The sequence below is a fragment of the Rhodanobacter sp. Root179 genome (assembly GCF_001428465.1).
In the GTDB taxonomy this organism is placed as follows: Bacteria; Pseudomonadota; Gammaproteobacteria; order Xanthomonadales; family Rhodanobacteraceae; genus Rhodanobacter.
On record NZ_LMHR01000087.1, the window covers coordinates 40,362 to 53,145 of the forward strand.

At 64.0% G+C, this 12,784-nt stretch carries 13 protein-coding genes; 2 read left to right on the forward strand and 11 right to left on the reverse strand.

Annotation, left to right across the window (positions count from 1 at the left end; genetic code table 11):
* Window positions 1-173: 173 nt before the first annotated feature.
* On the reverse strand, window positions 174-356 hold the full coding sequence (locus ASD82_RS14630) for a hypothetical protein (protein ID WP_056718543.1): 183 nt from the start codon (window positions 354-356) through the stop codon (window positions 174-176).
* A gap of 246 nt (window positions 357-602) precedes the next feature.
* Between ASD82_RS14630 and ASD82_RS14635 the strand changes: the two genes are divergently transcribed.
* Window positions 603-1,133: a VOC family protein gene (locus ASD82_RS14635; protein WP_082585374.1), complete on the forward strand. Its 531-nt coding sequence runs from the start codon at window positions 603-605 to the stop codon at window positions 1,131-1,133.
* A 2-nt stretch (window positions 1,134-1,135) separates the two neighbouring features.
* On the opposite strand, the gene tadA is transcribed toward ASD82_RS14635, so the two are convergent.
* The 4 genes from tadA to folD form a co-directional block, all read right to left on the reverse strand.
* The gene (tadA, locus tag ASD82_RS14640; RefSeq protein ID WP_056718544.1) at window positions 1,136-1,624 is read right to left on the reverse strand and encodes a tRNA adenosine(34) deaminase TadA; all 489 of its coding nucleotides are present in this window, start codon (window positions 1,622-1,624) and stop codon (window positions 1,136-1,138) included.
* A 78-nt stretch (window positions 1,625-1,702) separates the two neighbouring features.
* Window positions 1,703-3,283 carry a glutamine-hydrolyzing GMP synthase gene (guaA, locus tag ASD82_RS14645; protein WP_056718545.1) on the reverse strand — a complete coding sequence of 527 codons (1,581 nt, stop codon included), beginning with the start codon at window positions 3,281-3,283 and terminating at the stop codon, window positions 1,703-1,705.
* 116 nt (window positions 3,284-3,399) lie between these two features.
* Window positions 3,400-4,857: an IMP dehydrogenase gene (guaB, locus tag ASD82_RS14650; protein WP_056718546.1), complete on the reverse strand. Its 1,458-nt coding sequence runs from the start codon at window positions 4,855-4,857 to the stop codon at window positions 3,400-3,402.
* Window positions 4,858-4,946: 89 nt separating this feature from the next.
* Window positions 4,947-5,816: a bifunctional methylenetetrahydrofolate dehydrogenase/methenyltetrahydrofolate cyclohydrolase FolD gene (folD, locus tag ASD82_RS14655; RefSeq protein ID WP_056718547.1), complete on the reverse strand. Its 870-nt coding sequence runs from the start codon at window positions 5,814-5,816 to the stop codon at window positions 4,947-4,949.
* A 69-nt stretch (window positions 5,817-5,885) separates the two neighbouring features.
* Between folD and ASD82_RS14660 the strand changes: the two genes are divergently transcribed.
* Window positions 5,886-6,434: a GNAT family protein gene (locus tag ASD82_RS14660; RefSeq protein WP_056718548.1), complete on the forward strand. Its 549-nt coding sequence runs from the start codon at window positions 5,886-5,888 to the stop codon at window positions 6,432-6,434.
* Between the two features lie 7 nt (window positions 6,435-6,441).
* On the opposite strand, the gene der is transcribed toward ASD82_RS14660, so the two are convergent.
* The 6 genes from der to rlmN all read right to left on the reverse strand — a co-directional run bounded on the left by der (window position 6,442) and on the right by rlmN (window position 12,761).
* Window positions 6,442-7,845: a ribosome biogenesis GTPase Der gene (gene der, locus ASD82_RS14665; protein ID WP_056718549.1), complete on the reverse strand. Its 1,404-nt coding sequence runs from the start codon at window positions 7,843-7,845 to the stop codon at window positions 6,442-6,444.
* Between the two features lie 22 nt (window positions 7,846-7,867).
* Complete coding sequence (gene bamB / locus ASD82_RS14670) at window positions 7,868-9,064, reverse strand: outer membrane protein assembly factor BamB (protein WP_056718550.1); 1,197 nt, start codon at window positions 9,062-9,064, stop codon at window positions 7,868-7,870.
* The gene (locus tag ASD82_RS14675; RefSeq protein WP_056718551.1) at window positions 9,061-9,711 is read right to left on the reverse strand and encodes a tetratricopeptide repeat protein; all 651 of its coding nucleotides are present in this window, start codon (window positions 9,709-9,711) and stop codon (window positions 9,061-9,063) included. The genes bamB and ASD82_RS14675 overlap by 4 nt, the downstream gene beginning before the upstream one ends.
* 155 nt (window positions 9,712-9,866) lie before the next feature.
* Window positions 9,867-10,856: a helix-turn-helix domain-containing protein gene (locus ASD82_RS14680; RefSeq protein WP_056718552.1), complete on the reverse strand. Its 990-nt coding sequence runs from the start codon at window positions 10,854-10,856 to the stop codon at window positions 9,867-9,869.
* The gene (gene pilW / locus ASD82_RS14685; protein WP_056718553.1) at window positions 10,853-11,641 is read right to left on the reverse strand and encodes a type IV pilus biogenesis/stability protein PilW; all 789 of its coding nucleotides are present in this window, start codon (window positions 11,639-11,641) and stop codon (window positions 10,853-10,855) included. The genes ASD82_RS14680 and pilW overlap by 4 nt, the downstream gene beginning before the upstream one ends.
* Window positions 11,631-12,761: a 23S rRNA (adenine(2503)-C(2))-methyltransferase RlmN gene (gene rlmN, locus ASD82_RS14690; RefSeq protein WP_056718554.1), complete on the reverse strand. Its 1,131-nt coding sequence runs from the start codon at window positions 12,759-12,761 to the stop codon at window positions 11,631-11,633. Before rlmN ends, pilW begins: the two co-directional genes overlap by 11 nt.
* Window positions 12,762-12,784: the final 23 nt, after the last annotated feature.

Genomic DNA, 12,784 nt, shown 5'->3' on the forward strand with positions numbered 1-12,784 from the left:
AGAGAGCCGGGCACATGGCCTGCGAACATGAGACGGCGAGGCCCATAGGGCGGGTGCCAGCGGTTGCCGTGGCCCTATCGGGCACTTCTTTGATTTCGCATAATGTATATTATGTAAAATTAAGAATAGGTGGCTCGACCGTGGTGTTCCGGCAGCCTTGGAACTGCCTTGTCTTAAAGCAGGTTCGGACAGCCCTTCTGTGTCGACTTGATTTGCCGCAGCCAGTCATAGCCATCTTCGGCCCGCAGGCTGGCTTTGGTTGCGATCGTTCGCGGCCCCGCGTCTTGGCGTGCGAGCTGGAGATTTCCAAACCGGCTGCGCGGACCCTGCAGCAGATGATTGATGTAGCGCTTCATTCGAGTGGCTCCTGGAAATGGCAGTGGCCGGGCCGATTCGTGCCGGCCTGGTTTTCCAGACACAGCATTGGTTTTGCCGCGCCACGTATCAAGCCGGTTCGGGCGATCGTTCCGTTCCTGCCTGGAAACGATGCCGGAGTTGCGGTGGTGTTCGCGCTCGGAAACACAGCGGTCGTCAAACCGGGGTTTCGCCTGTTGTCATGCGAACCCATGTAGCTGGCCGAACAGATCTTCGGCCGTCGGATCATGGGCAAGAAAATATTTGCATTGTTGTACGTCGTCCTGATGCTTGGCGCTATCGCGCCGTCGGGAGCTCGCGCAGCCACGTCGTATGACGGCGGCTACGTCAGGGTCGGCGTGCCTGACATGACGCAGGCGGCGACATTCTTCCGCGACGTGCTCGATTGCCAGCTGATCGGGGGCGAAGCCACGGCCAGTGAACCCGCAACGGAGTCCCTCCTGCTTTCCTGCGACGAAGGCTCGGTGGTCGAGCTCTTCGTCGATCGGGGCAACTCCCCTTCTCCCGCATCGGACAAGCCGTCGGCGACCCTGCAATTGGCTACGGACGATGTGGCGCACGCCAACGAATGGTTGCGAAACCAAGGCGTGGCCGTCCGCAGCGCGCCGCATCGCGTGGTTTCGGGTCCCTTGGCCGGGCACAAGGTGCTGGATTTCGCGGCACCGTGGGGGTTGCACATGCAACTGGTGGGCAGGAATGTCCCCGATCCCGGCAACACGGGGCTGGCCACGGCCGATATCCAGTACGACGGCGACTGAGCTCAGCGGCGGGCGCGGAAGAACTCCCGCAGCATCCCGGCCGACTCCTCACCCAGCAAGCCACCGGCCACCTCGATCCGATGGTTGTGGCGCGCGTCGACCAGGGTGTCGAATACGCTGCCCGCCGCGCCGGTCTTGGGATCTGCAGCGGCGTAGACCACCCTGCCCAGTCTCGCGTGGATCATGGCCATGGCACACATCGAACATGGCTCCAGCGTGACGTAGAGGGTGGCGCCGGACAGCCGGTGATTGGCCAGTTTCTCGCCCGCCGCCCGCATGGCCATGATTTCGGCATGGGCGGTCGGGTCGTGCAGGGTGATGTTTCGATTCCAGCCCAGGCCGGCGATCTCGCCTCCCTGCACCAGTACGGCCCCGACGGGCACTTCATTCTCGGCATCGCGGGCGTGCGCTGCCAGCTGCAGTGCTCGCCGCATGTACTGCACGTCGGCAGCTGAAAATTCACTGGAACGTGATGAAATTTCGTCAGTCATTTCAAATTGTTGCATGATTTACATGAGAAAGCCGGCAAGTTGCCGGCCGTTCTCCCTGCATGCAAGTGGCTGATTTTACTATTCCCACTCGATCGTGGCAGGCGGCTTACCGCTTATGTCATAAACTACGCGAGAAACACCACGCAACTCATTGATAATTCTATTTGAAACCTTGCCGAGAAACTCGTACGGCAGGTGTGCCCAGTGGGCGGTCATGAAGTCGATGGTTTCCACCGCACGCAGCGCGATCACCCACTCGTAGGCGCGCGCGTCGCCGACCACGCCCACCGACTTGACCGGCAGGAAGACCGCAAACGCCTGGCTGGTCCGGTCGTACAGGTCGGCCTTGCGCAGCTCGTCGATGAAGATCGCGTCGGCCTGGGCCAGCAGCTCGGCGTATTCACGTTTCACTTCGCCCAGGATGCGCACGCCCAGGCCTGGCCCGGGGAACGGATGGCGATAGACCATCGCGCGGGGCAAGCCGAGTTCCACGCCGATCCGGCGCACCTCGTCCTTGAACAGTTCGCGCAGCGGCTCGACCAGCTTCAGCTTCATGTGCGCCGGCAGGCCGCCGACGTTGTGGTGACTCTTGATGACGTGAGCCTTGCCGGTCTTGCTGCCGGCCGACTCGATCACGTCTGGATAGATGGTGCCTTGGGCCAGCCACTTCACCTCGCCGCTGCCGCCGGCAGTGAGCTTGGTGGACTCCTCGTCGAAGATTTCCACGAACAGGCCGCCGATGATCTTGCGCTTGGCTTCCGGATCGGCGACGCCTTCGAGCGCCTTGAAATAGCGATCGGCGGCGTTGACCCGAATGACCTTGACGCCCATGTTCTCGGCCATGGTGGCCATCACCTGGTCACCTTCCTGCCAGCGCAGTAGCCCGGTGTCGACGAACACGCAGGTCAGCTGCTCACCGATCGCCTTGTGCAACAGCGCGGCCACCACGGAGGAATCGACGCCGCCGGACAGGCCCAGCAGCACGAGGTCGTTGCCGACCTGTTCGCGCACGCGGGCGATCTGGTCGTCGATGATGTTGGCGGCGGTCCACAAGGTGGCGCAGCCGCAGATCTCGGTGATGAAGCGCTTCAGCAGCGCCCCGCCCTGCTTCGTGTGGGTCACTTCGGGATGGAACTGCACGCCGTACCAGCGCTTGTCCTCGTTTTCCATCACCGCGACCGGGATGCGATCGGTGCTGCCGGTGACGACGAAACCCGGCGGTGCCTTCGACACGTGGTCGCCGTGGCTCATCCACACGTCGAGCTTGTGACTGTCCGCATGATCGCTGAGGCCATCGAACAGGCGGCTGGCGGCGGTGATGTCCACCGTGGCGTGGCCGAATTCGCGGGCATCGGCCGCCTCGGTCGCACCGCCGAGCTGGGCCGCCAGGGTCTGCATGCCGTAGCAGATGCCGAGGATCGGCAGACCCGAATCGAACACCTGTTGCGGCGCCTTGGGCGCGCCTTCGAGCGTGGTGGACTCCGGCCCGCCGGACAGGATAATGCCCTTGGCGCCGAAGCCGGCGATTTCGGCCGGATCATGATCCCAGGCCCAGATCTCGCAGTACACGCCCAATTCGCGCACACGCCGCGCGATCAGCTGCGTGTATTGCGCGCCGAAGTCGAGGATGAGGATCTTGTCGGAGTGGATGTTGTGCATCGGCCCGGGCCTTGAAAACGTCCGTAATTAGCCGGCGTCATTCCCGCGAAAGCGGGAATGACGTCCGCCAGGGGTTGGAGAATTGGACAGAGTCCAATCTCCGGATGGGTTTCAAATCAGGAATTCAGCCGGTAGTTCGGCGCTTCCTTGGTGATCTGGATGTCGTGCGGATGCGCTTCGGTAACGCCGGCCGAGGTGACCTTCACGAACTGCGCCTTGTGCCGCACGTCCTCGACGGTGGCCGCGCCCAGATAACCCATCGAGGCACGCAGGCCACCGATCAGCTGATGGATGATGTTGCGCAGCGGGCCGCGATACGGCACGCGACCCTCGATGCCTTCGGGCACCAGCTTGTCGGCGTCGGCCTCGTCCTGGAAGTAGCGATCCTTCGAGCCCAGCTGCATCGCGCCGATCGAACCCATGCCGCGGTAGCTCTTGTACGAGCGGCCCTGGAACAGCTCGACCTCGCCCGGTGATTCCTCGGTGCCGGCGAACATCGAGCCCAGCATCACGCTGGAGGCGCCGGCGGCCAGTGCCTTGGGAATGTCGCCGGAGTAGCGGATGCCGCCATCGGCGATCAGCGGGATCTCGTCCTTCAGCGCGGTGGCGACCATGTCGATCGCGGTGATCTGCGGCACGCCCACACCGGCAACCACGCGGGTGGTGCAGATCGAGCCGGGACCCACGCCGACCTTGACCGCGTCCACGCCCACGTCGAGCAGCGCGCGGGCCGCTTCGCCGGTGACGATGTTGCCGGCAATCACCTGCACTTGCGGATAGTTCTTCTTGACCCAGCCCACGCGATCGATCACGCCCTGCGAATGGCCATGTGCCGTGTCGACCACCAGCACGTCGACGCCGGCATCGACCAGGGCAGCCACGCGCTGTTCGGTATCGCCCGAAACGCCGACTGCCGCGCCGACCAGCAGCGCTTCCTGGCGGTCCTTGGCGGAATGCGGATTGTCGCGCGCCTTCTGGATGTCCTTGACGGTGATCAGGCCACGCAACTGGAATGCCTCGTTGACCACCAGCACTTTCTCGATGCGGTGCTTGTGCAGCAACAGCAGCACATCGTCCTGGCCGGCGCCCTCGCGGACGGTGACCAGCTTGTCCTGGCGCGTCATGATGTTGCGCACCGGGTCGTCCAGCTTGCGCTCGAAGCGCAGGTCGCGGCTGGTGACGATGCCGACCAGCTGCGCACCATCTACCACCGGCACGCCTGAGATGTTGTGCGCGCGGGTCAGTCGCAGCACTTCGCGAATCGAGGTTTCCGGGGTGACAGTGATCGGGCTGCGGATCACGCCGGCTTCGAACTTCTTGACCAGGCGCACTTCGGCGGCCTGCTGCTCGGCGGTCATGTTCTTGTGGATGATGCCGATGCCGCCGTTCTGGGCCATGGTGATGGCGAGTCGGGCTTCGGTGACGGTGTCCATGGCAGCGGACACGATGGGGATGTTCAGGCGCAGGTCGCGGGTAAACCGCGTCGAGGTGTTCACGTCGCGCGGCAGCACGATGGAGTGGCCCGGAACAAGGTAGACGTCGTCGTAGGTCAGTGCCTCGGCGAGAATGCGCATGAAAAAGCCCCGCTGCAAAGAGGGAATTATACGCGCCCCGACGTGTTGCCTGCCAGATGCAGGCCTGAATGCCGGCCTGCCGGACCGGCTCAGCCCGCTGCCGCAGCCTGCAAACGAGCCTCGGCGGCTTCCAGCGTGTTCTCCATCAGCGTGGCCACCGTCATCGGTCCGACACCGCCGGGAACCGGCGTGATCCAGCTGGCGCGTTCGGCCGCCGGGGCGAACTCCACGTCGCCGACCAGCCGTCCATCGTCCAGCCGGTTGATGCCGACATCAATGACCACGGCGCCAGGCTTGATCCAGTCGCCCTTGACCAGCCCGGGCTTGCCGACCGCGACGATCACGATGTCGGCCTGGCGCACAAAGCCTTCCAGGTCGCGCGTGAAACGGTGGCACGAGGTGGTGGTGCAACCGGCGATCATCAGCTCGAGCGCCAGCGGTCGGCCGACATGGTTGGAAACGCCGATCACCACCGCGTGCTGTCCGCGCACCGGGCGATCGGTGTGGCCGAGCAGGGTCATCACGCCTTTCGGTGTGCATGGACGCAGACCGAAGCGACGCAAGGCCAGGCGCCCCACGTTGATCGCCTGGAAACCGTCCACGTCCTTGTCCGGATCGATGCGGTCGACCAGCGCGTCTTCGTCGATGTGATCCGGCAATGGTGACTGCACCAGGATGCCGTGCACATCCGGATCGGCGTTGAGCCTGTCGATCAGTGCGAACAGCTCCTGCTGGGTCGTGTGCGCCGGCAAGTCATGGTCGAAGGAACGAAAGCCGACCTGGTGACAGGCCTTGCGCTTGTTGCGCACGTAGACCGACGAGGCGGCATCGGCGCCGACCAGGACCACTGCCAGGCCTGGCGCGGCCAGCCCCTGCCGGACGCGCTCGGCCACGCGCTTCCCCACGCGCTCGAGCAATTCCTGCGCGATGCGTTTGCCGTCGAGTATGCGTGCGCTCATGGATGTCACCTGGCTGGGGAGTCGTGCATTATCGGGGCTGGATCACATGCACACAAACACGGGCCGCGCATGGATATCACCGGATTGAGCGACGATCGCCTGCACCTGCGGACATGGCGGGAGAAAGATGCGCCGGCACTGGTGGAAGCTGTCCGCGAATCCGTGGCCAGTGTCGGGCAATGGCTGCCGTGGTGTCGCGCGGGCTACGACCTGAGCGACGCCCTGACCTGGATCGCACACTGCCAGACAGGCTGGGCCAGCGGCGATCATTTCGCGTTCCCGGTCTTCGAAGCCGGTTCCGGGCGATTGCTGGGTGCCGCCGGTCTCAACCAGCACAACCGGCTGCATCGCAGCGCCAACCTGGGTTACTGGGTGCGTGAATCCTGCCAGCGGCGCGGTGTCGCCGTTGCGGCGGCGCGGCGGGTGGCCCGCTTCGGCTTCTCGCAACTCGGGCTGGTCCGCATCGAGATCGTGATCCTGCCCGACAACCTGGCCAGCCACGCCGTCGCCAGAAGCCTCGGTGCGAAATTCGAGGCGATCGCCCGGCAACGGTTGTGGGTTGAAGGCCGGGCGCGCGACGCCGCGGTATACGGATGGATACTGCGGGATCTCGACTGAAGCCTGTTCAGCGCGTGCGGCTGATCAGCTCGCTCTTGCGGCGGCGGGCTTTGTGCTGCTGTTCCTTGGTCAGCACCTTCTTGCGCCCGGCATACGGGTTTTCGCCCTCGCGGAACGCGATGCGGATCGGCGTGCCCTCGAGCTTGTAGCGCTTGCGGAAGAAGTTTTCCAGATAGCGCTGGTACGCCGGTGCGATGTGCTTGGTGCGGGTGCCGTGGATCACGATGGTGGGCGGATTGGTGCCGCCCGGATGCGCGAAACGCAGCTTCGGCGCATGGCCGTTGACCAGCGGCGGCTGGTAGCTCTCGTAGGCCTTTTCCAGCGTCTTGGTGAGATCGGACGACACCAGCACCTTGGTGGCCGACGCGTGCGCACGCACCACGGCGCGCATCAGTTCGCGCAGGCCCGAACCATGCAGTGCGGAGATCTGCACCTGCTTGGCCCAGTCGGCGAATACCAGGCGACGATCCAGCGCACGGCGGCATTCGTCGCGCTGGTACGGGTCCATGTCGTCCCACTTGTTGATCGCGATGACCAGCGCCCTGCCCTCGTCCATCGCGTAACCGATCAGGGTGAGGTCCTGGTCGGCGAGGTTTTCCCGGGCATCGATCATCACCACCACGACCTGGGCCGCGGCGATCGACTGCAGCGTCTTGATCACGCTGAATTTCTCGACCGCTTCCTCGACCCTTGCCTTGCGCCGGATACCGGCCGTGTCGATCAGCGTATAACGCTTGCCGTCGCGCTCCAGCGGCACCCGGATCGGATCGCGGGTGGTGCCGGCGACGTTGGAAACGATCAGCCGTTCTTCGCCGAGCAGGCGATTGATCAGGGTCGACTTGCCGGCATTCGGGCGCCCCACGATGGCGACGCGGATGGTGCCATCTTCGCTGTCGGCTTCGACGGTGCTCTCTTCGTCGGCTGGAAGGATCGGCAGCAGGATGCGGATCAGGTCATCGGTGCCGCGATTGTGCGCCGCCGACAACGGCAGCGTGGTACCGATGCCGAAGGCGGAAAACTCGGCCAGCACGGCTTGTTCGTCGAGGCCGTCAGTCTTGTTGACCACCGCGACGATCGGCTTGCCGCTGCGACGCAGCTCGCCCAGGATCACGTAATCCTGCGGCAGCAGGCCGTCGCGCGCATCGACCACGAAGACCAGAACGTTCGCTTCCTCGATCGCCAGGCGCACCTGCCTGGCGGTCAGCACGTCCATGGTGTCCTCGACGCCGGACAGGCCGCCGGTATCGACCACCACGAAGGGCCGATCGCCACTGCGGCAGACGCCGTAGTGGCGATCGCGGGTGACGCCCGGCATGTCGGCCACGAGGGCGTCACGGCTGCGCGTCAGCACATTGAACAGGGTCGATTTACCGACATTCGGACGACCAACCAGTGCGACGACGGGCAGCATGATAAGTACTTCGTTCCAGCGATCAGGGTGAGGACAGACGGTAGGCGCCGATGTGGCCCTCGACGTCCTCGACGTAAACGATGTCGCCCACCACCAGCGGCTGGGCACGGATCGCCTTCTTCGACAGCCGCTCACGGGCGGCCAGGGCGCCATCGCCGCTCTGCAACCAGTGCACGTAGCCTTCCAGGTCGCCCACGACAACATAGTTGCCCTGCACGGCGGGGCCGGTGACCCAGCGATATTTCAGCGAGGCGTTCTTCCACATGTCGGTGCCGGTGCTGCGATCGAACGCCCACACCTGGGACTGGTCGTCGACACCGAAGATCGCGCCGGCATTGCTGGCCAGCGAATCGAAGGTGGAGAACGGGTGCGACCACAAGGGGCGACCGCTGGGGCCGTCGATGGCAGTCAGGTTGCCGTGATAGGCGGCGCCATAGAGCGTGCTGCCGTCCAGCAGGATCGAGCCGTCGGCATCATTCAGCTTATCGATCTCGGTGCGGCCTTCGCCGCTGGACAGCCGCTGCTCCCACAACTTCGAACCATTGTCCTGACGCAGGGCCACCAGCTTGCCGTCGTCGCTGCCGAAGAACAGCACGCCGTTGGCCACCAGCATCGTGCCGTTGCCACGCAGACTCAGCAGCGGCACCGTGCTCTGGTCGTAGACCCAGCGACGATGGCCGTCCGCGGCGTCCAGCGCATAAATGCGACCGTCACCGGTGCGCACCATCACCATGTCGCCCACGATCACCGGCGACGCCATCACTTCGCCGCTGACTTCGACTTCCCAGCGCGGGTTGCCGTCTTTGGCGCTCATGGCGTAAACGTGACCATCCAGCGTGCCGACCGCGAGCAGGTCGCCGCTGACCGCAGGGCCGCCCGCGTACTGGGCATCCTTGCGCTTCTTGTCACCCCAGCCAAACCAGCCGTGCGTGCGCGAGCTCTTCGTCCACAGCGTCTTGCCGCTGGTGGCGTCGATGGCGGCGATTTTTCCGTCGGTGCTGTCGGCATACAGGACGCCGTCGACCACCGCCGGGCGCAAACGCACGCCGCTCACCTGGGCGCCGTCACCGACCGTGGTCTTCCACAGGCGGGTGACCTGCACCGTCGACTTGAAATCCTTGGCCAGCGGCGTCGGCGGCTGGACGTTTTCCTTCTTGAAGGAATGGCAACCGGCGAGGGTTGCCAGCGAAGCCAGCGTGATCAACAGAAATCTTTTCATGCACCCTGCTTCCCGGCCACAGCCAGATCATCGATTTTCATCTGCAGCGCGCCGCGTTGCGGCGCCTCCTCGCCCAGTGCCGACATGGCAGCCTGATAGGCCTTGCGGGCTTCGTCTGGGCGTCCAAGCTTGACCAGCACATCACCGCGGAGTTCCTGCGCCAATCCCTGATAGCTGTCCGCCGGAATCTTGTCGAGGGTGGCCAGGGCCGCCTTGCCGTTGTCGCTGGCCATTTCCACCTGGGCCTTGCGCAACTGCGTGAGCGACTTCAGTGCCGGTTCGGTGGCATGGCTCTCGGCCCATTCCAGCGAGGCCTCGGCCTTGTCAAACTGCTTGGCCTCGACTTGCTGTTTCGCACGATCACTGACGGCGAACACGGCAAATGGCGACTTCGCGTAATCCTTCATCAGCTTATCGGTCAGCTGCGCGGCGGCATCGGTCTTGCCCGAGGCCTGCGCGATCTGAACCTGCTGATAGAGCTGGGAGGCCTCGGCCTCGTTGCCAGCCTGGTGCTTGCGCCACTGCTGCCATCCGAAGATGCCGACCAGACCGATCGCGATGCCGACGATGATCGACACACCATTCTCGCGCAGCCACTTCTGAACCAGCTCGCTCTGTTCGTACTTGTCGTATTCTTCAAATGCCATGCAATCACCATTCAAAAGGCCGCGCGCCCGCGGACGCGTGCAGAGGCCAGTGCGATAAATCAAGGGAAAAGCCGGTCACGTCCACTCGAGACCGAGTGGACGTCAGTGGGCAAGCATAACCGAAATGGCGCGCCCGAAGCGGCCCGGAATGGCGATCAGAGGCTGGCTGCGGAAGCCTTGCCGTCCTGCAAACGCACGCGGAAACGGGCCACGTTGGCCCGGCGGAAATCATCGAGGCCGATCGTGGCACCGTCGATCACCACCTGCGCACCGTTGGCGTTGCCGATGCGCACGTCCAGCGCCTGGCTGCTGTGGTAGGTCTTGCTGGTTCCGGCGGGAAGCAAGCCGTATTCCAGTCGCATGCCGTCCGCCTGCACCACTTCCACCCAGCTCGCCGAGGTAAGCGTCATGCTGAGGCTGTGATCGCCCGCGCCGGCTTCGACCACGGGCGGCGTCGGTCGTGCAGGCGTCAGGCTGCTGTTCTCCAGGCTGGGAAATGGCGCCATGGAGGCGAGCAGCGGCTGATCCTGCGCCGGCGGTGCGACCTGCTGTACCGGCGGCAGGATGTTGACGGGCGTCTGCCCGTCAGTCCTGGCAGCCTCGACGGCGGGCGCCTCGATCTGCGCTACCGGTGCTGCGTCAAGCGGGGCGAGATGGGTGAGATCCCGATCCAGCGTGCCGCGCACGCCCAGCCAGATCATTGGCACCACGATCACCGCGGTAAGCACGACGTAGGTGGCGGCCGTAGCGTAACGATCCAGCAGGAAGCGCGAATGCGAGATGCCACCCGTGGCTACCAAAGGTGTCTCGACCTGCCGGATGCGATCCAGTTCCACCTGGATCGATGCCTCGTTGATACCCAGATAGCGACCATATTTGCCGATATAGCTGGCCAGGTAGACCTTGGAATCAATGCCCTCGTGCTGATCACGCTCGAGCTGGCGCAGTATGCGAGCGGGCAACTTCAGCGTATGGGCACAGGCTTCCAGGTCCAGCCCGCGGGCTTCACGCGCCCCATGCAGGCGACTGCCGAAACTTACCGCGTGTGGGTCTGTGGGGGACACATCCATGTTGGGCAAATTGATACCGAACAATTCGGGCTTGTCAGAGCTCTGCCCGGTCGGCTGGGATTGCATGGAGGTCATTGGCGGGTCGTTGAATTCAGCGCCTGCGCCTGCTCCGAATCCGGGAACTGGCTCAGCAGTCGCTTGCTGTAAGTGAGGGCGCCTTCCTTATTGCCCAGACGTGTTTCGATGTCGTGCCCCAGTTTGAGTGACGCGGCCGTGGGCTGGCCCAGCGCATCGAACCGCTGGAGGAACGCCCTGGCGCGAAACGCATCCTTGTTCAGGTAAAGCGTATTTGCAAGCTGGAAGAGTGCCTCTGCATTACCCGGATTTCTTGCGATGGCGTCACGAAAACTCGCTTCACCCCCCGCAATGTCGTGGGCGCGAAGCTGGCAGACACCGGCATTGGTCAAGGCCACGTCCGGAGTCTGGTAGAACGGGTCGGCTATCGCCTTGCGGAAATACTGGTCCGCCTCGGCGATCTTGCCGGTATGGCAGAGGAAAACACCCAGGTTGTTGTTGGGTGCCCCCTTGTTCGGCTCCAGTGCAACCGCCTTGCGGTAATGCTCCTCGGCCTCGGGCAGCCTGTTGATGCGCTCGTAGATGACGGCGATCACGGTGTGGGCCGGCGCGTAGCGGGGATCGAACTGCAGCGCCTTGGTCACTTTTTCCAGGGCCGTCTGCAGGTCGCCCGAATTGAGGTAACGCTGGGCCAGTTCGGTATGGATGCGGGCGGCTTCCTGAGCCTGATCACTCTGGCTGCTCTGCGGCATGCTCTTGCCCAGCGAGCTGCTGTCGCTGTGCGTGGTGACGCATCCTGCCAATGGCAGCCAAAGGCTGAACAGCACTACCCGCTCAAACCGCATGCGATGTCCCCTCTTCCTGTCGCTTCTTGATGTCGGCGCTGCGCCGGGTACGATCGGCGACCTGGCCGGCCAGTTGGCCGCAGGCGGCGTCGATGTCGTCGCCGCGGGTCCTCCGCAGCATGGTCAAAATGCCGGCATTGAGCAACTGGGTCTGGAATTGGTGGATGTCGTTTGCATCCGAACGCTTGAACTGGGTGCCCGGGAAGGGGTTGAACGGAATCAGGTTGACCTTGCACGTGGGCAGCTTGCGCATCAGCTTGATCAGCTGCCGCACATGCTCGGGCTGGTCGTTGATGCCCTTCATCAAGGTGTATTCGAAGGTGATCGACGTGCGCGGCTTGCGCGCGACCCAGCGCTGGCAGGCAGCCAGCAGCTCGGCGAGCGGATAACGCTTGTTTATCGGCATCAGCTCGGTGCGCAGATCATCGTTGGCAGCATGCAGCGAGACAGCCAGCGACACGTCGATGGCGTCGGACAGCTGGTCGATCAGCGGCACCATGCCTGCGGTCGACAAGGTGACGCGCTTGGCGGCCAGGCCGAAGCCCAGGTCGTCGCGCATCAGCTTCATCGCCTTGAGCACGTTCTCGAAATTGGCCAGCGGCTCGCCCATGCCCATCATCACCACGTTGGTGATGCGACGGTTCTGGTGGGTCACGTTACCCAGGTACTTCGCCGCGACCCAGACCTGGCCGATGATCTCGGCGGTCGACAGGTTGCGATTGAAGCCCTGCGCCCCGGTCGAGCAGAACTGGCAGTTCAGCGCGCAACCGATCTGCGAAGAAACGCACAAGGTGCCGCGGGTCGGCTCGGGAATGTAGACCGTCTCGATCGCATTGCCCGAGTCCATGCCCAGCAGCCACTTGTGCGTGCCGTCAGTGGCGACCTTGTCCAGCAGGGTCTTCGGTGCACCGATGTAGCAGACCTCGGTGAGCTTGGCGCGCAGCGCCTTGCCCACGTCGGTCATGTTCTCGAAGTTGTCTTCCAGGTCGTGGTAGATCCACTTCATCACCTGCTCGGCGCGGTACGGCTTCTCGCCGATCTGCACGAAGAAATCGCGCAGGCCCTGCCGATCGAAATCGAGCAGGTTCACCTTGGTGTTACTGGCGACAACTTGGTTCAAGGAATGGCTCTTGTGAAGAGTGC